Raw genomic sequence first — 18,166 nt, 5'->3', positions numbered from 1 at the left:
GGACTCCGGTGGGGCCGCGGCCGTTTTCCACGGCCCTCCCGGGGCCCGGTCCGGGCTTCCGCCGCGTCACCCGGCGCCCCCGGCCCTGCCGGCCCCCTGTCCGCCGTGGACGTCGGCAGCGGCCTGGTCGCCGGTATCATCGATGCCCTGGGCGATGCGCCCGGTGGCGCCTGCCCGGGTCGGCACGGCGGCCGGATTCCCCGACACCGTCAAGGGCGCCGCCTTGTGCGCCCTGGTCGCGCTCACCGCCCACGGGCTGCTCGCTCCGGCGGCCTGCCCCGTCAAGGTGTCGGGGGAGGAGAGCCGCTCCCGGACAGGCCGTACATTGTCCGCGAAGATCCGACCCGCCATGCTGCCGAAATGCGAGTGAGCCCCGTGAAGACCCTGTCCCGCCGGTCCCTGCTGCGCGCGCTGGGCGCCGGCGCGGGGGCCGCCGCACTCGCCGGGTGCGGGGTGCCCGCCGCGTACGTCCAGCCCGGGGACCGGGCCGCGAAGGACCGCTCCGCGAGCGACAGGCGGCTGGTCTTCGCCAACTGGCCCCTCTACATCGACACCGACGAGAAGGACCCCCAGCGACGCCCCACGCTGGAGGGCTTCGAGAAGGCCGACGGGATCTCGGTGAAGTACACCGAGGAGATCAACGACAACGACGAGTTCTTCGGGAAGATCAGCCCCGCGCTGATGAACCACCAGCCCACCGGGCGGGATCTCGTCGTGGTCAGCGACTGGATGTGCGCGCGCTACGTCCGGCTGGGCTGGGTCCAGGAGATGGACCGGTCCCGGCAGCCGAACGTGGCCCGCGAGCTGGACCCGCTGCTGCGCAAGCCGTCCTTCGACCCCGGACGGCTGCACGCCGTCCCCTGGCAGTCCGGCATCACGGGCATCGCCTACAACCGCAAGAAGCTCGGCCGCGAGATCCGGCACACCTCCGACCTGTGGAAGGACGACCTGCGGGGGCGGGTGACCCTGTTCGCCGGGATGGACGAGGCGTTCTCGCTGCTCATGCAGGGCAACGGGGCGGACGTCACCCGCTGGACGGCCGACGACTTCCACAGGATGACCGATCAGCTCCGCGGACTGGTCCGCAAGCGCCACATCCGCCGGTTCACCGGCAACGACTACATCAAGGACCTGTCCTCCGGCGACGTCCTGGCCTGCCAGGCGTATTCCGGCGACATCATCCAGCTCCAGGCCGACAACCCCGACATCGAGTTCGTGGTCCCCGAGGAGGGCGCGGAGCTGTGGGCGGAGAGCCTGATGATCCCCAACCTCGCCGCGCACAAGCGCAGTGCGGAAGACCTCATCGACTACTACTACCGGCCCGAGGTCGCCGCCAGGCTGGCCGCCGCGGTCAACTACGTGTGCCCCGTCCCGGCGGCGCGCGAGGTGCTGGCCGCGTCCAAGGAGAAGGACCTCGCCGAGCTCGCCGGGAATCCGCTGGTCTTCCCCACCGAGGAGATGCGCTCGCGGCTCGCCACCGCGCGCGACATGAGCGCCAGGGAGCGCCCCGGGTTCACCAAGGAGTGGAACGAGATCGTGGGCCTCTGAGCCGGCGGGGTCCCGCCCCGGCCGGACGCCGTCGGGGCCCGTCGGGAATGCTCAACGCCGCCTTGCCGAAAGCATGTTGAGAGTGGCTGAATTCGTTTACTCGCGCAATTCTCGCCACGGATTCCGTCGCCGGTTCTGCTCTTGACCGGTGATCTCGCAGATGGTCAGACTGTCGAGATCGCCGAGATGTCATCGGTGTGCAGACCACCGGGGGAGTGATCGCAGTGGACGGCAACAGTTTTGGCATGCCCGCATGGCCCTCCGTCGCGGAGGCCCTGGAGGCCCTCCCGCAAGTCGCCCGCACCACCGGCTTCGGGGCGGACGTCGACGCGGCGCACGGGGAGATGTTCGGGCCGGGCGTCCGCCCGGACGAGCGGGAAGCGGCCCTGCTGGACTGGCTCGACCGGGCGAAGCCGTGTTCGTTCGGCCGGTTCGTGGCGAGGGTCGGACGCGGGGCGGGTGTCACGAAGCGGAACCGCATCGACTTCTGCTGGATCCACGAGGAGGACCTCGACCGCGGCCACGACCACCTCGCGGCCAAGGTCTGGACGGCGCGGGCGGCCTGGAAACGGCGGGCGATCAAGGGGGAGTCCAGTGCTTTCCTGATCGTCTTCCTCGACCGCCGGCTCGCGTACGCGCGCCCGAGCCGTCAACTCGGCGAGATATGCCTGGCCTTGGCCGGGACGTACCTCTCCGAATGCGCGCCGGTCGAATACGACACGGTCTACGCCGAGGCGCTCCCGCTGCGCCGCGCCGACGGCGGTCCGGCCCTCTTCAAGGCCGGGACGCGCATGCTGTACACGAGCGCCCATGGGGGGCCGCACCACGACCGCCGCATACCCGGCGGCATGGCTATTTCGGTCAACTCTCCCGGCCATTACGCGCATTCGTTGGCCGATCGTGGTCTGGCGCCCGGCCCGGGGGTCGCGTCCGCCCGGTACCGGGTCGATGTCCTCGTGCCCAGGGCCCTCGGGCACGACGGCACGTGGCTGACGGCGCGTACGCGGGGTGCGGGGGTGGCGGAGCCGGAGGCGCTGCGGCTGGACTGCCTCACGCCGCGGGAGTTCTCCGTGAGCGACCCCGAGCACGGGTGGTCGAGCGGGCTGCCCATCGGGGACGACGCGGTGCTGACGAATCCCTGGGAGCCGCTCGGCGTGGGCTAGACCCGGCGGCCGGGCGGGCGGAGCCTCGCTCAGGCCGGCAGGAGGGACCGCAGCGCGCTCACGCGGTTCGTGGTGATGGAGTCGACGCCCGCGGCGAGGAGACGGCGCATGGTGAAGCGGGTGTCGGCCGTCCACGCCGAGACCAGGAAGCCGTCGGCGTGGTTGCGGGCGACGAGGTCCGGGCTCACCAGTCCGAAGCGGTAGTTGAGCCAGCGCGGCCGCACCAGGCCGAGCAGGGGCGCACGCGGCGGGGCGAGCGTCGTCCAGGTGAGCGCGATCTCCGCGTCGGGGTCCGCCCGGCGGACGGCGAGCATCGACTCCGGGCCCGCGCAGTAGTACACGCGCCCGGTCGCCCCGCTCGCGTGGACCTCGGCGACGGCCGCCTCCGCGGCGGACGGGTCGGGGAGGTCGACGAACAGCCGCTGCCCGGGGGCCGCCTCCGCCTCGGCGAGCGCCAGCGCCTCGCGCAGCGTCGGCACCCCGCCGCCGGTCAGCCCCCGCAGCTCGGCGGCGGAGAGCGACCCCAGGAACCGGGGCCGCTCCCACAGCCGTTCCAGCGTCGCGTCGTGCAGGAGCACCGGCACGCCGTCCCGTGTCAGCCGTACGTCGACCTCGACCGCTCCCGCCCCCGCCCGCAGCGCCGAGCGGATCGACGGCAGGGTGTTCTCGCGGTGGACGTACGGATCGCCGCGGTGGGCGACGGCGATACAGGCGGGAGCGCTGTCCCTGGTGTCCGTGGTGTTCGCGGTGATCATGCCGTCATTGTGGCCGGAGTACCGGGGTTTCGAGGGCTACTTCAGGTGGCTCGCCGCGTAGGAGGCCGTGTAGGCGTCGATCTCCGCGCGCAGCGCGGTCTTGGCCGTGGCGTCCATGAAGGACGCCTCGACGGCGTTCTTGGCCAGCTCGGCGACGCCGCGGGCGTCGAGGTCCAGCAGCCGGGCCGCGACCCCGTACTCCCGGTTGAGGTCGGTGCCGAACATCGGCGGGTCGTCGCTGTTGACGGTGACCAGGGCGCCCGCGGCGAACATCTCCTTGACGGGGTGCTGTTCCAGGTCGGTCACCGCGCGGGTGGCCAGGTTGGAGGTGGGGCAGACCTCCAGCGGGATGCGGTGCTCGACGAGGTGGGCCAGCAGCTCCGGGTCCCGGGGCGCGCTCGTGCCGTGGCCGATGCGCTCCGCGCGCAGGTCCGTGAGGGCGTCCCAGATCGTCTGCGGCCCCGTGGTCTCGCCCGCGTGCGGGACGCTGTGCAGACCGGCCGCGATGGCCCGGTCGAAGTACGGCTTGAACTGCGGCCGCGGCACCCCGATCTCCGGGCCGCCGAGCCCGAAGGAGACCAGGCCCTCGGGCTTGAGCTCACAGGCGATCCGGGCCGTCTCCTCCGCGGCCTCCAGACCGGCCTCGCCCGGGATGTCGAAGCACCAGCGCAGTATCACGCCCAGCTCGTTCTCCGCGGCCTTGCGGGCGTCCTCGATCGCCTCCACGAACGCCGCGTCCGGGATGCCGCGCCGGGTCGAGCTGTACGGGGTCACCGTGAGCTCGGCGTAGCGGATGTTCTGCCGGGCCATGTCGCGGGCGACCTCGTACGTCAGCAGCCGCACGTCCTCGGCGTCCCGGATGAGGTCGACCACCGACAGGTAGACCTGGATGAAGTGCGCGAAGTCGCGGAAGGTGAAGAAGTCCGCGAGCGCCTCCGGGTCGGTGGGCACCGGGGAGTCGGGGTGCCGGGCGGCCAGCTCGGCGACGATGCGCGGGGACGCCGATCCCACATGGTGCACGTGCAGCTCCGCTTTCGGGAGCCCGGTGATGAACGGGTCGAGTGCGGACATGTGGGCCTCCAGGACTGCGCGGTCGACAGGTGCCGATCATCGTATGCGCGGCGGGTACGGACCCCGGGCCCAGGCCTTAGCATGACGGGGAACCGACTGGGGAGGACCATGTCCGACAAGGGCTCCGACACGGGCGCCGTGGCCGACGAGCAGCCGGAGTCGCCGAACCGCGACCCCTGGGCTCCGCCGGAGCGGCGCGTGCCGCTCGACAAGCCCGCCGCGCGGCCCGTGCCCGGACAGCGAACCGTCGCCCCGCCCTCGGCGCCCGGCCTGCCGACGCCGTCGGCGTACCCCTCCTTCCCCTCTCCGCGGGCGGCCCCGCCCGGCTGGTCCGCGGGGCCCCCGGCTCCGCCGTCCGGCCATGCCGTGCCACCGGTTCCGCAGGCGCCCACCGGTCCGGGCACCCCGAGCGCGTACGCCGGGGACCCGTACGGGCTGCCGCCGTACGGCCAGGCCCCCGGCGGCCCGGTCCCGTACGGGCAGCCGCCCTATGGCCAGGGCGTGCCGTACGGGCAGCAGGCCGCGTACGGACAGGGTGCGTTCGCGCCGGGCTCCTACGGTTATCCCGCGGGCGCCTACGGGAACGGCTGGCAGAGCGCGGGGCCCGCGCCGGCCAACGGCCTCGGGGTGGCCGCCCTCGTGCTGGGCATCGTCGGTACCGTGCTGTCGCCGTCGGTCGTGCTGGGCGTCGTGCTCGGCATACTCGCGGTCATCTTCGGCGGTATAGGCCGCTCCAAGGTGAGCAACGGCGAGGCCGACAACGGAGGGCAGGCCCTCGCCGGGCTGATCCTCGGCGGCGTGGCGCTCGTCGCGAGCGTCCTGCTGCTCAGCTTCTACCTGAGCGTGGACACGAGCGACGACGGCCCGGCCCCGCAGGACGAGCCCGGCTCGACCTACGGCGCCCATCTCGTCGTGGACCGGCCGTCACCGAGCGGCCTCTGACATCGTCCTCTGGCATCGTTCTCTGACGGAGGACATCGGCCCGGCCTCCGCCGCGGGCGAGGCCGGCGAGGCTCAGGACGCCCGCAGCCGCCGCCGGGCCTCCATCAGGGCGAAGCCCAGCAGGTTCTCCCCGCGCCAGCGTGCCGGGTCGTCCGCCCGTTCGTCGTCGGCGGCCAGGCCGATGCCCCATATCCGGTCGAGCGGGCTGGCCTCCACCAGCACCCGCTCGCCTGTGCCCAGCAGATATGCGCCCAGCTCCGCGTGCTGCGCGAACTTGTGGACGCTGCCCTCGACGACCAGCCCGAAGCGGCTTTGCCGCCACAGCTCCTCGTCGAAGCCGCGCACCGCGCGGCCCGCGTCCTTCGCCTGCTCGGGGTGTCCGGCGGCGAGGACCAGGGCCTCCGCCTCCGCGTCACCGAAGAGCCGCGCCTTGCCCGCCATCATCCAGTGCTCGGCCGTGGCGTAGACCGTTCCGTCCACCGTGAACGGCGACGGCCACCACTGGCTGAAGCAGCCGTGCCCCACCCGCCCGTCCGGCCGCGGCCGATGGCCCCAGAAATGGACGTACTTGACGCGCTCCCCGCGCGCGACGGCCGCTCTCAGCTCCGCCACCGACCGTGCGTCGGCGCCGTTCTCGCCCCCGTTGATCATCATGTCCGCCATTCTGGCACCGGCCACTGACAAGGGCCCTGAATTTCGGGTCCGGTGCCCTGTGTGCCGACAGTCGTCCATCACTGAATTCGTCGCGTTTTCAAAACACTGCGACGGAATCCCTTGTTGCCATGGTCATCCTCTGTCAGGATCGGCGATCAAATCCGGTTGGAGCTACGCCTACTCGGGTCCCCTGCGGTCGGCGGAGGAGTGCGCGATGGATCAACTGCCCGACATCACGGAACAGTTCGCCGAGGGTGCGCAGTACATCGGCGGACGGCTGCGGCCCGGGAGCTCCGGCCGCAGGCACGCGGTGGTCGACCCCGCCACCGGAGCGGAGCTCCTCGGCTACGAGCTGGCCGGTCCCGCCGACGTGGACGAGGCCGTGGCCGCCGCGGAGCGGGCCTTCCCCGCCTGGGCGGGAGCCACCCCCGGCGAACGGTCCGACGCGCTGCACCGCTTCGCCGGAGTGCTCGCCGAGCGGGCCGACGAGCTCGCGCGCACCGAATCGGCGCAGTGCGGCAAGCCGATCCGGCTCACCACCGAGTTCGACGTGCCGGGCACGGTCGACAACGCCGCGTTCTTCGCGGGGGCCGCCCGGCACCTGGAGGGCCGGTCGGCCGGCGAGTACAGCGCCGGCCACACCTCGTACGTCCGTCGCGAGCCGATCGGCGTCGTCGGCTCGATCGCGCCCTGGAACTACCCCCTCCAGATGGCCGCGTGGAAGGTGCTCCCCGCGATCGCCGCCGGCAACACCGTCGTCCTCAAGCCCGCCGAGCTGACGCCGCTGACCTCCCTGATGTTCGCCCGCGCGGCCACCGACGCCGGAGTCCCCGACGGCGTCGTCAACGTCGTCAGCGGCGCGGGCCGGGTCGCGGGGGAGCACCTCGTCGGCCATCCGTCGGTCGCCATGACCTCCTTCACCGGCTCCACCCCCGTCGGCAGGCGGGTCGCCGAGATCGCCACCGGCACCGTCAAACGGCTCCACCTCGAACTCGGCGGGAAGGCCCCCTTCGTCGTCTTCGACGACGCCGACCTGGAGGCGGCCGTCCACGGCGCCGTCGCCGGCGCGCTCATCAACACCGGCCAGGACTGCACGGCCGCCACGCGCGCGTACGTCCAGCGGCCGCTGTACGAGGCGTTCGTCTCCGGCGTCGCCGACCTGATGGCGACCGTGCGGCTCGGCCACCCCCTCGACCCCGCCACCGACCTCGGGCCGCTGATCTCGCACGCGCAGCGCGACCGGGTCGCCGGATTCGTCGACCGGGCGCGCTCGTACGCCACCGTGGTCGCCGGCGGCGACGCCCCCGCCGGCGAACTGGCGAAGGGCGCGTACTACCTCCCCACGCTCGTCACCGGCGCCGCCCAGGACAGCGAGATCGTCCAGGACGAGGTCTTCGGACCGGTCCTCGCCGTGCTGCCCTTCGACAGCGACGACGAGGGGATCGCGCTCGCGAACGACACCCCGTACGGGCTGGCCGCGTCGGCGTGGAGCCGGGACGTGTACCGCGCGGGACGGGCGACCCGGGAGATCGGGGCCGGGTGCGTATGGATCAACGACCACATCCCGATCATCAGCGAGATGCCGCACGGGGGCTACAAGGCATCGGGGTACGGGAAGGACATGTCGGCCTATTCCTTCGAGGAATACACGCAGGTGAAGCACGTCATGTTCGACAACACGGGGATCGCGCGGAAGCCATGGCACCGGACCGTTCTCGGCACGGGGTGACGCTTCCCCGGCCCCCGGCAGCGGGCCCCGGCGTGCGATGACGTCGCACCGGCTCTTTGCAGCGACAATCTTCTGGTCCCCCGACACGGACCACCGTCCCCCAGCGCCCCCGGCCCGGCCCCCGAACCCCAGGACCAGACCATGACAGCAGCAACCGCATCCACCGTCAGCAGCAACGGCACGGACGTCCGCCTGAACGGCATCAGCAAGCGTTACGGTGCCTTCACCGCGGTCCACCCGCTCGACCTCGCCATCCCCGCGGGCTCGTTCTTCGCCCTGCTCGGCGCCTCCGGCTGCGGCAAGACCACCACGCTGCGCATGATCGCCGGGCTGGAGGACCCCACGGCCGGCACCGTCGAGCTCGCGGGCCGGGACGTCACCGCCCTCCCCCCGCACAAGCGGCCCGTCAACACGGTCTTCCAGAGCTACGCGCTCTTCCCCCACCTCGACATCTACGAGAACGTCGCCTTCGGGCTCCGCCGCCGCGGCATCAAGTCGGTGAAGCAGCAGGTCGGCGACATGCTCGACCTCGTACAGCTCGGCGACTTCGCCCGCCGCAGGCCCCATCAGCTCTCCGGCGGCCAGCAGCAGCGCGTGGCCGTCGCCCGCGCCCTCATCAACCACCCGCAGGTGCTGCTCCTCGACGAGCCCCTGGGCGCCCTGGACCTCAAGCTGCGCCGTCAGATGCAGCTCGAGCTCAAGCGCATCCAGACCGAGGTCGGCATCACCTTCGTGCACGTCACCCACGACCAGGAGGAAGCCATGACCATGGCCGACACCGTCGCGGTCATGAACGGCGGCCGGGTCGAGCAGATGGGCGCCCCCGCCGATCTCTACGAGACCCCGCGCACCACCTTCGTCGCCAACTTCCTCGGCACCTCCAACCTCATCACCGCCGACGTCGTCGGCACCTCCGGCGACGACATCCTTCTGCGGGCCTCCGATACCAAACTCACCCTTCCGGCGACACGATGTACCGCCGACGCCCGCGCGGGCGGGCAGCTCCTGATCGGCATACGGCCCGAGAAGATCACGCTCACCCACGCCGACGACGCGCACACCGTTCCGGACGGCCGCAACCGCGTCACCGGCCGGATCGCGGACTCCAGCTTCATCGGCGTCTCCACCCAGTACCTCGTCGACAGCCCCGTCTCCATGGGCCTGTCCGTCTACGCGCAGAACATCGAGCGCGACAGCAGGCTCGTCCCCGGCGCCGAGGTCGTCCTGCACTGGAACCCCGGCCACAGCTTCGGCCTGGACGCGGCGCAGAGCGTCGAGGCGGGCACGGACGCGGGGGAGGGGACGTGAGCGACGCACGCGAGGCCGACGGGCCGCAGACGACACAGAACGCCGCACCTCTGCGCCTCGCGGGCGGAGAAGCGAACGAGAAGGCAGGTGCGAGGACCACGACCACCCCCGCCGCGGAAGCGCCCGTCACGGCCCCGGCCGTCACCAAGGCCGCACGCCGCCGGAAGCTCGTCCCCTACTGGCTGCTGCTCCCCGGCATCCTCTGGCTCCTCGTCTTCTTCGCCGCGCCCCTCGTCTACCAGGCGTCCACCTCGGTACAGACCGGATCGCTCGAAGAGGGCTTCAAGGTCACCTGGCACTTCGCCACCTACAGCGACGCCCTGGCCGAGTACTACCCGCAGTTCCTGCGCTCGGTGGCCTACTCCGCCACCGCCACCGTGCTCTGCCTGGCCCTCGGCTACCCGCTGGCCTATCTCATCGCCTTCAAGGCGGGCCGCTGGCGCAACCTGCTGATGATCCTGGTCATAGCGCCGTTCTTCACCAGCTTCCTGATCCGCACCCTCGCCTGGAAGACGATCCTCTCCGACGGCGGCCCCGTCGTCTCCGCGCTGGGCACCCTGCACGTCCTCGACCTCACCAACGCCCTCGGCGTCACCGAGGGACACCGTGTCCTCGCGACCCCGCTCGCCGTCGTCTGCGGCCTGACCTACAACTTCCTGCCGTTCATGATCCTGCCGCTGTACACGTCCCTCGAACGCATCGACCCACGGCTCCACGAGGCGGCCGGGGACCTCTACGCCAAGCCCCTCACCACCTTCCGCAAGGTGACCTTCCCGCTGTCCATGCCCGGCGTCGTCGCGGGGACCCTGCTCACCTTCATCCCCGCCACCGGCGACTACATCAACGCCGAACTGCTCGGCTCCACCGACCAGAAGATGATCGGCAACGTCATCCAGTCGCAGTTCCTGCGCGTCCTGGACTACCCGACGGCGGCCGCCCTGTCGTTCATCCTGATGGCCGCCATCCTCGCCGTGGTCACGGTGTACATCCGCAAGTCCGGGACGGAGGAGCTCGTCTGATGAGCACGGTGACGCGCTGGCTGCGCCGCAACCTCGTGGTGATCGGGGGGCTCGGCACCCTCGCCTATCTGATCCTGCCCAACGTGATCGTGACGGTCTTCTCGTTCAACAAGCCCAACGGCCGCTTCAACTACGAGTGGCAGCGGTTCTCCACCGACGCCTGGACCCACCCCTGCGACGTCGCCGACCTGTGCGGCTCGCTCTCGCTCAGCCTCCGGATCGCCGTCTGGGCGACCATCGGGGCGACCGTGCTCGGCACGATGATCGCCTTCGCGCTGGCCCGCTACCGCTTCCGCGCCCGGTCCTCCGTCAGCACCCTGCTGTTCCTGCCGATGGCGATGCCCGAGGTGGTCATGGCCGCCTCGCTGGCCACCCTCTTCCTCAACATGGGCGTCACCTTCGGCTTCTGGACCATCCTCATCGCCCACATCATGTTCTGCCTGAGCTTCGTGGTGACGGCGGTGAAGGCGAGGGTCATGTCCATGGACCCCCGCCTGGAGCAGGCCGCGCAGGACCTCTACGCCACCCCGTTCCAGACCTTCCTGCGGGTCACCCTGCCCATCGCCGCCCCCGGGATCGCGGCGGGCGCCCTGCTCTCGTTCGCCCTGTCCTTCGACGATTTCATCATTACGAATTTCAACGCCGGTTCGACTGTGACCTTCCCCATGTTCGTCTGGGGAGCCGCACAACGGGGCACACCCGTTCAAATCAATGTCATCGGAACGGCGATGTTCGGCATCGCCGTGCTGTGCGTCCTTGCCGGTCAGCTGGTCGGCAGGCGCCGAAAAAGGAGCTGAGACCCATGGCCCCGCGTGCCATGAACCCTGCGCAATCACTTTCTGACGCCGCCCCCCGGCCGTACTGGCTCGACGACCCCTCCCGGCCGGAGGCGCTCCCCGCGCTCGTCGGCGACGAGCACACCGATCTGCTCGTCGTCGGCGGCGGTTACTCCGGACTGTGGACCGCGCTCCGTGCCAAGGAGCGCGACCCGGCCCGGGACGTCGTCCTCATAGAGGCCCAGGAGGTCGGCTGGGCCGCCTCCGGCCGCAACGGCGGCTTCTGCTCCGCCTCCCTCACCCACGGCTGGGCCAACGGCCAGGCCCGCTGGCCCGAAGAACTCACCGCCCTGGAACGGCTCGGGCGGCGCAACCTCGACGACATCGAGGCCACCGTCGCCCGCCACGGCATCGACTGCGGCTTCGAGCGCACCGGCGAGATAGACATCGCCACCGCCCCGCACCAGGTCCAGGAGCTGCGCGAGGCGGCCGACGAGGTCGCCGAACTGGGCCTGCCCGACCACGAGTTCCTCGACCGCGACGCGCTGCGCGCCGAGGTCGACTCCCCGACCTTCCTCGCAGGCCTCTGGGACCGCACCGGCGTGGCCATGCTGCACCCCGCCCGGCTCGCCTGGGGCCTCAAGCGCGTCTGCCTGGAGCTGGGCGTGCGGATCTACGAGCACACGCCCGGCACCGGGCTCTCCTCGCGCAACGCCGGGGTCGCCGTCCGCACCCCGTACGGCCGCGTCTTCGCCCGTCACGCCGCGCTCGGCACCAACGCCTTCCCGTCGCTCGTCAAGCGCGTCCGGCCGTTCATCGCGCCCGTCTACGACTACGCGCTGATGACCGAGCCGCTCGACGAGGAGCAGCGCGCCGCCGTCGGCTGGAAGAACCGGCAGGGCCTCGGCGACGCCGCCAACCACTTCCACTACTTCCGCATCACGCCGGACCACCGCATCCTGTGGGGCGGTTACGACATCGTCTACCACTACGGCGGTGCCGTCTCGGCGGACTACGACCACCACCCGGCCACGTACCAGAAGCTCGCCGAGCACTTCTTCCACTGCTTCCCCCAGCTCGAAGGGGTGCGCTTCACCCACAACTGGGGCGGTGCCATCGACACCTGCTCGCGCTTCTCCGCCTTCTTCGGCACCGCCCACGGCGGCCGGGTGGCCTACGCGCTCGGCTACACCGGACTCGGCGTCGGCGCCAGCCGCTTCGGGGCGGACGTCATGCTCGACCTGCTGAGCGGGGAGCGCACCGAGCGGACGGAACTGAGGATGGTCCGCAGCAAGCCGCTGCCGTTCCCGCCCGAGCCCGTACGGTCCATGGGCATCGGCATCACCCAGTGGTCGATGACCCGCGCCGACGAGAACGGCGGCCGCCGCAACCTCTGGCTCAAGGCCATGGACAAGGCCGGCATGGGCTTCGACAGCTGACGACGGGACATACGCACCTGACGACAGGACGTACGCGAAACCCGCGTAATGATTCGCCGTCCGCGCCCTCTCATCCGTGAAAGCAGAACAAGTGGACACGGAGCGGAGGACCCATGAGCGGCGGAGCGGGGACGCGGAGCGCGGTGGAGTGGCTGGCGTCGGCGGCGCCCCACCCCGGCACCTGCCGGTGGGAGTGGGAGCGCAACCCCCTGGGAATCGCCCTGCTGCCCGCGGGGCGGATCTGGGACGTGCTCATCCTGGCCAGTGAGCTCGGCTATCCGACGCTGGACGTCCTGACGGGCTGCACCGACGAAGTCGGCCCCGTCCTGGCCGACTTCGGGGACAGCCGGATGGGTTTCTTCGTCCCGCCGGGCACGGCGGCGAGCTGGGTGGCCACCGGGGTGCGGGCCGTCGGCACCGGCGGCTGGGTCGTCGTCCCGTACCCCGGCCGGGCCTGCTCGGGCATCCGCTGGATCGTGCCGCCGGACGGCACGGGCACCCTCACGGACCCGGCGGCGCTGGAGCTGTCGATGCACGAGGCGGTCGCGTTCCTCGCGGCCGACCGGCCGGAGGACGACGGGTGAGCGCCAGGGCCAGCCCCCACAGCAGCACCCCCGACAGGCACCAACTGCCGAGCACGTCCAGCGGCCAGTGGTAGCCGCACCGGACCAGCCCCACGGCCACCCCGGCGTTGACGACGGCATACAGCGCCACCACGGCCACCCGCCGGCGTCCCCGGGCCGGGCCGGGCCGCGGGAGCAGGAACAGCAGCGCCGCGGCACCGTAGGCGACCGCGGCCGTGGCCGCGTGCCCGGACGGGAAGAAACCGTCGGGCGCGCCCGCCATGGCCGCGGGGCCGGGCCGGGCGACGGCGTCCTTGACCGGGACGACCAGGGCGGGCACGACGGCCGTCGTGAGCGCGGCGCAGAGCGGCGGCAGCCACCGCCTGCCGCGCGGGGCGCGCAGGGCCGTCACGGCCATGGCCGCCGCCAGCACGGGCAGCGCGACCGTCAGGTTGCCGAGATCCGCGAGGAAGTGGGCGACACCGCCCGGGAAGGCCGACCCCGAGACGGCGCGCCCCACGCGCTCGTCGAACGCGCGCAGCGGGCCGTGCGTGACGACCTGCCAGGTGAGCAGCGCGAACAGCAGGACGCACAGACCGGGGAAGAGGAAAGTCCTGAGAAGCCTCTTGGCCGACGGCCCCGGAACAGGGGGGGAGGTTCCGAGGCCGCCGTGGTGATCGGGGTGCCGCGCGCCCCGGGGGGTATGGGGCGGGCGGCCGTCCGATCGGTGAGGATGCCCGGAGCCGGAAGCTCCGGTGGGGTCGTGCGCAAAGGCACGGCCGGGCCGGTCATGGGGATGTGCCGACTCGGCGGTGTCCGCAGTTCCCTGCGGACGGGGTGGTGCGTTCATCTGCAGAAACCGTACGGCAGGGCGGGGCGTCCGGACAGCCGGATCACCCCACCCCCACCCGCCCCGCACAGGTTCTTCACCCCTTGACGGACCCAAGACGAACCCAAGGCGCCGTTACCGCTTCATTACCGGGGGTTACAGGCGGGTGAACGCGGCCTCGATGATGTCCAGGCCCTCGTTCAGCAGGTCCTCGCCGATGACCAGCGGCGGCAGGAAGCGCAGCACGTTGCCGTAGGTGCCGCAGGTCAGGACCAGCAGGCCCTCCGCGTGGCAGGCCTTCGCCAGCGTGCCGGCGGCCTCCGGGGCGGGCTCCTTGGACTCCGCGTCCTTCACCAGCTCGATCGCGATCATCGCGCCGCGGCCACGGATGTCACCGATGATGCATGTCTTGTGATCGGCGAACTTCTCCTGCATCGCGGAGAGGCGGCCCTTCATGACCTCCTCGATGCGCTTGGCCTTCGCGTTGAGGTCCAGCTCGCGCATGGTCTCGATGGAGCCGAGCGCCGCCGCGCACGCCACCGGGTTGCCGCCGTAGGTGCCGCCCAGGCCGCCCGGGTGCGCCGCGTCCATGATCTCCGCGCGGCCGGTGACGGCCGCGAGCGGCAGACCGCCCGCGATGCCCTTGGCCGTCGTGATCAGGTCCGGGACGATGCCCTCGTCCTCGCACGCGAACCACTGGCCGGTGCGGCAGAAGCCGGACTGGATCTCGTCCGCGACGAAGACGATGCCGTTGTCCTTCGCGAACTGCGCGATGCGCGGCAGGAAGCCCTTCGCGGGCTCGATGAAGCCGCCCTCGCCCAGCACCGGCTCGATGATGATCGCGGCGACGTTGTCCGCGCCGACCTGCTTGGTGATCTGGTCGATGGCCTGCGCGGCGGCCTCGGGGCCGCAGTTCTCCGGGCCGGTCGGCCAGCGGTAGCCGTACGCCACCGGCACGCGGTAGACCTCGGGTGCGAACGGGCCGAAGCCGTGCTTGTACGGCATGTTCTTGGCGGTGAGCGCCATCGTCAGGTTCGTCCGGCCGTGGTAGCCGTGGTCGAAGACGACGACCGCCTGGCGCCTGGTGTACGCGCGGGCGATCTTCACCGCGTTCTCCACGGCCTCGGCGCCCGAGTTGAACAGCGCGGACTTCTTGGCGTGGTCGCCCGGGGTCAGCTCGGCGAGCTGCTCGCAGACCTCCACGTAGCCCTCGTACGGGGTGACCATGAAACAGGTGTGGGTGAAGTCGGCCAGCTGCGCCGACGCGCGGCGCACCACGGCCTCCGCGCTGGAACCCACCGAGGTCACGGCGATGCCGGAGCCGAAGTCGATGAGGGAGTTGCCGTCGACGTCCTCGATCACACCGCCGCCCGCGCGCACGGTGAACACCGGCAGCGTCGAGCCCACGCCCGCGGCGACCGTGGCCGTGCGGCGGGCCTGCAGCTCCAGCGACTTCGGGCCGGGGATCGCGGTGACGACGCGGCGCTCCTGGGGGAGGGACGGGCCTCCGGTCAGTGCAGTCATGAGAGGGCTCCAGGGGGTGAACGAGATCATTCGGGCTTTCAGTCGCAGGCTAGGGGCGCCGGACGCGCTCGGGCATGTTCCGTTCGGGAGAAGTGCGCGGGCCGCCTTGTCCGTACCGGACATGGCGGGCGTCCCGGCCTCCCCTGCGAGTGATCATGCCCATACGGGGGTGTGGCGTACCGCAGGTCACCTGAACTCCCCTCGTACGCCCATTAGATTGAGCGACGGCGCGCAGAGGAACCACAGGGACGCACGGACGTCCGGCGGGGGCGAGGGGCAGCGTATGGACACCGAGGGCACGTTCGACCCGTCCGGCACAGGAGGGCCGCGGGACGCGGCGGGCCGCCCGCCCGTACCCCCGAGGCCCACCGAGCCGCCGCGGCCGCCCGCCGTCCCCCCGCACCCGGCGCGCGGGGACGGGCGCGGGGGCCACGAGTCGCCGTTCACCGCCTGGCTGCGCGCCCCGCGCGCCGCCGCGCAGCCCGGCGTCTGGGCCTTCGAGCACCGCCCCAGGGCGCCCGAGGAACCCGGCCGGGTGCCCGGCCGGCAGCTGGTCGGCGGCGCGGTGATCGCCTTCCTCTGCGGCTGGCTGTTCTGGTCGCTGCTGTGGCACGGCTACCTCGGTCCGTACTGGAAGTGGCCGCTGCGCGCCATGGCACCGGGCTCGTGGACCGACGGCACCGAGGAATGGATGATCGCGTCGTACATCTACTACGCGCTCGCCGTCTGCGTCCTCGCCGTCGGCTTCGGCCGGGTCGGCCGGTGGCCCGAACTGTGGCGCCGGTTCGTCACGCCCGTGTGGGAGGGGTTCTGGCGCCGGACGCCGCCCTCCGTCAGCCCGGACCGGCCGGACCGCCTCGCGCCCCGGCAACTGCTGGGCCGGGCCGTCCTGGCCTTCGCCGGAGTGTGGGTGGTGTGGCTGCTGTGCTGGAACGGCGCCGTCGGCAGCGCCTGGATCTGGCCGCTGGTCGCCTTCACCCCGGACTCCTGGGACCCGCTCGCCCGGCTCTACGCCGGATACACGTACTACGTCCTCTTCACCCTGCTGCTCCTGTCCGTCGCCTGCCGGGTCGGCTGCTGGCGCGAGGTCTGGCGCCGCCACGGCCCCGCCGACCAGCGGGCCCGCCGGCCCGAGCCCGGCCACGCGGGCCGCACCGCCGCCATGGCGGCGGGCGATCCCGCCGAGTGGCCCGAACTGCGTGCCGCCGGGGCGCACGACGCCGCCGAACGGCTGGCCGCGGAGGCCGGTTCCGGGATGATGAACGACGTCGACCACTCCCGCATCCAGCGCGCCTGGGAGTCCGTACGGGCGCGGCCCGGCCGCCTCGCCCACTTCACCGAGACCGTGCTGCGGCACGGCGCCGCCGCCTGCGCCCACCCCTCCGGGGCGCGCGACCTGCCCGTGCGCGTCGCCCGGCACGACCTCGTCACCCGGCAGGTGCGGATCGGCACCGCGGCCGACGACGACCGCAACCCGTACCAGCACCGCGGCGCGGGCTGCGCCCTCGACCCCGGGCTGCTGGGCACCTCGCTGCTCGCCGTCGGCCCGCCCGGCTGCGGCAAGACGGACCGGCTGGTGCGGCCGGTGCTGGAGTCGCTGTGCCTCCAAGCGCTCGCCGGACGGACCGCGGTCGTCGCGGTCGGGGCGGCGGGCGCGGGGCTCGCGCCCGACGAGGCGTTCGACATCGTGGTGCGGATCGGCCGCCCGGACTCGGCGTACGACCTCGACCTGTACGGCGGCACGGACGACCCCGACGAGGCCGCCGCGGTGCTCGCCGAGGGGCTCGTGGGCGACCTCACCGCCGCGCTCCCCGGTGAGGGCGGCAGGCGCGCCGCGACCGCGCTCGCGCAGGTCCTCGGCCCCTACCGCGCGGCCCACGGCCGCTTCCCGTCCGTCCCGGAGCTGCGCGAACTCCTCGACGGTCCGTCCACCGCCCTCGACACCCTGCGGGCCGCGCTCACGGCCGCCGGGCAGGACGCGCAGGTACGGGAACTCGACGCCCGCGAACGGCAGTCGCGGCGCCCCGGCGACGCCGGGCCGATGCTCGCCGACCGGCTGGCGCTCCTCGACCGGCCCGCCTTCGCGCGCTTCTTCGACACCACCCGCCCCGGCCGCACCTTCTCGCTGCGCACCCTCGAACACCCGCTGCGGGTCCGCATCGACCTGCCCGAGCGGGGGCACGCCGAGGCGTCCCGGATGCTGGCCCGGCTCGTCCTCGCGCAGTTCACCGAGTGCACGGTCGGCCGGGCCGACCGCTCGCTGTTCGCCTGCCTCGTCCTGGACGACGCGACCCACGCCGTCACCCCCGAGTCCGTGCGCGGCCTGGGGCGGCTCCGGGCCGCCAACGCCGGGGCCGTGCTCACCCTCCGGACGCTCGACGACGTGCCCGAGGCGCTGCGCAGCGCGCTGCTCGGCTCCGTCGGCTGCCGGATGGCGTTCTCCGGCGTGACCACCTGGGACGGCGCGCGGTTCGCGGAGGTCTGGGGCAAGGAGTGGGTGGAGACCCGCGACATCACCGACCGCCAGGTCATCGCCCACGAGCCGCTGACCCGGGCCACGCACATCGTGCGCAGGCTGGTCACCGGCCGGGCGGTGACCGCGCAGTCCGTGACCGTCCGCAAGGTCGAGCGCGAGCGCTGGTCCGCCTCGGAGCTGGCACACGGCGTGCCCGCCGGGCACGCCGTGCTGTCCGTGACGTCCGTACGGGGCGCGAGCGCGCCGCCGGTCCTGGTCGACCTGACGAGGTGAGGGCGGGCGGGACGCGGCCCGCGCGGCCCCGGCGAATCCTCCATTGAGGCAGAATCGGGAGCAGCCGTTCATACGGGACGGCACAGTCGCTGCGCCG

16 protein-coding genes are annotated in these 18,166 nt (G+C 72.4%); 11 read left to right on the top strand and 5 right to left on the bottom strand.

Going from position 1 to position 18,166, the window contains the following annotated elements:
• Positions 1–163 precede the first annotated feature (163 nt).
• The 3 genes from ACWD4A_RS14540 (at position 164) to ACWD4A_RS14530 (ending at position 2,711) form a co-directional block, all read left to right on the top strand.
• Positions 164–370 carry a hypothetical protein gene (locus tag ACWD4A_RS14540; protein ID WP_451193661.1) on the top strand — a complete coding sequence of 69 codons (207 nt, stop codon included), beginning with the start codon at positions 164–166 and terminating at the stop codon, positions 368–370.
• Positions 361–1,548, top strand: a complete 1,188-nt coding sequence (locus ACWD4A_RS14535; RefSeq protein ID WP_451193659.1) for a polyamine ABC transporter substrate-binding protein — start codon at positions 361–363, stop codon at positions 1,546–1,548. Before ACWD4A_RS14540 ends, ACWD4A_RS14535 begins: the two co-directional genes overlap by 10 nt.
• A gap of 245 nt (positions 1,549–1,793) precedes the next feature.
• Positions 1,794–2,711, top strand: a complete 918-nt coding sequence (locus tag ACWD4A_RS14530; protein WP_451193658.1) for a hypothetical protein — start codon at positions 1,794–1,796, stop codon at positions 2,709–2,711.
• Between the two features lie 29 nt (positions 2,712–2,740).
• On the opposite strand, the gene ACWD4A_RS14525 is transcribed toward ACWD4A_RS14530, so the two are convergent.
• Both ACWD4A_RS14525 and ACWD4A_RS14520 read right to left on the bottom strand, forming a co-directional pair.
• Positions 2,741–3,466, bottom strand: a complete 726-nt coding sequence (locus ACWD4A_RS14525; protein WP_451193657.1) for a glycerophosphodiester phosphodiesterase — start codon at positions 3,464–3,466, stop codon at positions 2,741–2,743.
• Positions 3,467–3,502: 36 nt separating this feature from the next.
• The gene (locus tag ACWD4A_RS14520) at positions 3,503–4,537 is read right to left on the bottom strand and encodes an adenosine deaminase (protein ID WP_451193656.1); all 1,035 of its coding nucleotides are present in this window, start codon (positions 4,535–4,537) and stop codon (positions 3,503–3,505) included.
• A gap of 108 nt (positions 4,538–4,645) precedes the next feature.
• On the opposite strand from ACWD4A_RS14520, the gene ACWD4A_RS14515 reads away from it, so the two are divergent.
• Entirely contained in the window at positions 4,646–5,479 is an 834-nt protein-coding gene (locus ACWD4A_RS14515) for a DUF4190 domain-containing protein (protein WP_451193654.1), read from the top strand.
• Positions 5,480–5,551: 72 nt separating this feature from the next.
• Here the strand turns inward: ACWD4A_RS14515 and ACWD4A_RS14510 are convergent, their stop codons facing one another.
• A complete protein-coding gene (locus ACWD4A_RS14510) occupies positions 5,552–6,130 on the bottom strand; it encodes an NADAR family protein (RefSeq protein ID WP_451193669.1) in 579 nt (192 codons plus the stop codon).
• A 217-nt stretch (positions 6,131–6,347) separates the two neighbouring features.
• Here ACWD4A_RS14510 and ACWD4A_RS14505 point away from each other — a divergent pair, with 217 nt between their 5' ends.
• From ACWD4A_RS14505 to ACWD4A_RS14480, 6 genes are all read left to right on the top strand, one after another.
• A complete protein-coding gene (locus ACWD4A_RS14505; protein ID WP_451193652.1) occupies positions 6,348–7,862 on the top strand; it encodes a gamma-aminobutyraldehyde dehydrogenase in 1,515 nt (504 codons plus the stop codon).
• Positions 7,863–8,003: 141 nt separating this feature from the next.
• Positions 8,004–9,170 carry an ABC transporter ATP-binding protein gene (locus ACWD4A_RS14500; protein WP_451193650.1) on the top strand — a complete coding sequence of 389 codons (1,167 nt, stop codon included), beginning with the start codon at positions 8,004–8,006 and terminating at the stop codon, positions 9,168–9,170.
• 50 nt (positions 9,171–9,220) lie between these two features.
• Positions 9,221–10,189: an ABC transporter permease gene (locus tag ACWD4A_RS14495; RefSeq protein WP_451193667.1), complete on the top strand. Its 969-nt coding sequence runs from the start codon at positions 9,221–9,223 to the stop codon at positions 10,187–10,189.
• The gene (locus tag ACWD4A_RS14490; protein ID WP_451193648.1) at positions 10,189–10,986 is read left to right on the top strand and encodes an ABC transporter permease; all 798 of its coding nucleotides are present in this window, start codon (positions 10,189–10,191) and stop codon (positions 10,984–10,986) included. Before ACWD4A_RS14495 ends, ACWD4A_RS14490 begins: the two co-directional genes overlap by 1 nt.
• Before the next feature lie 5 nt (positions 10,987–10,991).
• Positions 10,992–12,404 carry an NAD(P)/FAD-dependent oxidoreductase gene (locus ACWD4A_RS14485; protein ID WP_451193646.1) on the top strand — a complete coding sequence of 471 codons (1,413 nt, stop codon included), beginning with the start codon at positions 10,992–10,994 and terminating at the stop codon, positions 12,402–12,404.
• Positions 12,405–12,517: 113 nt separating this feature from the next.
• Complete coding sequence (locus ACWD4A_RS14480; RefSeq protein ID WP_451193644.1) at positions 12,518–12,988, top strand: hypothetical protein; 471 nt, start codon at positions 12,518–12,520, stop codon at positions 12,986–12,988.
• Here the strand turns inward: ACWD4A_RS14480 and ACWD4A_RS14475 are convergent.
• Complete coding sequence (locus ACWD4A_RS14475; protein WP_451193643.1) at positions 12,906–13,817, bottom strand: phosphatase PAP2 family protein; 912 nt, start codon at positions 13,815–13,817, stop codon at positions 12,906–12,908. The genes ACWD4A_RS14480 and ACWD4A_RS14475 overlap by 83 nt on opposite strands.
• 135 nt (positions 13,818–13,952) lie before the next feature.
• Positions 13,953–15,320, bottom strand: a complete 1,368-nt coding sequence (gene gabT / locus ACWD4A_RS14470) for a 4-aminobutyrate--2-oxoglutarate transaminase (RefSeq protein WP_451193641.1) — start codon at positions 15,318–15,320, stop codon at positions 13,953–13,955.
• Between the two features lie 283 nt (positions 15,321–15,603).
• On the opposite strand from gabT, the gene ACWD4A_RS14465 reads away from it, so the two are divergent.
• Complete coding sequence (locus ACWD4A_RS14465) at positions 15,604–18,069, top strand: ATP/GTP-binding protein (protein WP_451193640.1); 2,466 nt, start codon at positions 15,604–15,606, stop codon at positions 18,067–18,069.
• Positions 18,070–18,166 lie beyond the last annotated feature (97 nt).

This window comes from Streptomyces sp. NPDC002537 (assembly GCF_053594975.1).
The sequence above is the reverse complement of the archived record's forward strand: the minus strand, read 5'-3'. Positions and strand labels throughout refer to the sequence as shown.

Excerpts from the sequence above, each read along its gene's own strand:
- ACWD4A_RS14530 (WP_451193658.1), top strand. The coding sequence starts at position 1,794 with ATGCCCGCATGGCCCTCCGTCGCGGAGGCCCTGGAGGCCCTCCCGCAA.
- ACWD4A_RS14520 (WP_451193656.1), bottom strand. The coding sequence starts at position 4,537 with ATGTCCGCACTCGACCCGTTCATCACCGGGCTCCCGAAAGCGGAGCTG.
- ACWD4A_RS14525 (WP_451193657.1), bottom strand. The coding sequence starts at position 3,466 with ATGATCACCGCGAACACCACGGACACCAGGGACAGCGCTCCCGCCTGT.
- ACWD4A_RS14485 (WP_451193646.1), top strand. The coding sequence starts at position 10,992 with ATGGCCCCGCGTGCCATGAACCCTGCGCAATCACTTTCTGACGCCGCC.
- ACWD4A_RS14535 (WP_451193659.1), top strand. The coding sequence starts at position 361 with ATGCGAGTGAGCCCCGTGAAGACCCTGTCCCGCCGGTCCCTGCTGCGC.
- ACWD4A_RS14510 (WP_451193669.1), bottom strand. The coding sequence starts at position 6,130 with ATGATCAACGGGGGCGAGAACGGCGCCGACGCACGGTCGGTGGCGGAG.
- gabT (WP_451193641.1), bottom strand. The coding sequence starts at position 15,320 with ATGACTGCACTGACCGGAGGCCCGTCCCTCCCCCAGGAGCGCCGCGTC.
- ACWD4A_RS14480 (WP_451193644.1), top strand. The coding sequence starts at position 12,518 with ATGAGCGGCGGAGCGGGGACGCGGAGCGCGGTGGAGTGGCTGGCGTCG.
- ACWD4A_RS14515 (WP_451193654.1), top strand. The coding sequence starts at position 4,646 with ATGTCCGACAAGGGCTCCGACACGGGCGCCGTGGCCGACGAGCAGCCG.
- ACWD4A_RS14500 (WP_451193650.1), top strand. The coding sequence starts at position 8,004 with ATGACAGCAGCAACCGCATCCACCGTCAGCAGCAACGGCACGGACGTC.
- ACWD4A_RS14465 (WP_451193640.1), top strand. The coding sequence starts at position 15,604 with ATGGACACCGAGGGCACGTTCGACCCGTCCGGCACAGGAGGGCCGCGG.
- ACWD4A_RS14490 (WP_451193648.1), top strand. The coding sequence starts at position 10,189 with ATGAGCACGGTGACGCGCTGGCTGCGCCGCAACCTCGTGGTGATCGGG.
- ACWD4A_RS14505 (WP_451193652.1), top strand. The coding sequence starts at position 6,348 with ATGGATCAACTGCCCGACATCACGGAACAGTTCGCCGAGGGTGCGCAG.
- ACWD4A_RS14475 (WP_451193643.1), bottom strand. The coding sequence starts at position 13,817 with ATGAACGCACCACCCCGTCCGCAGGGAACTGCGGACACCGCCGAGTCG.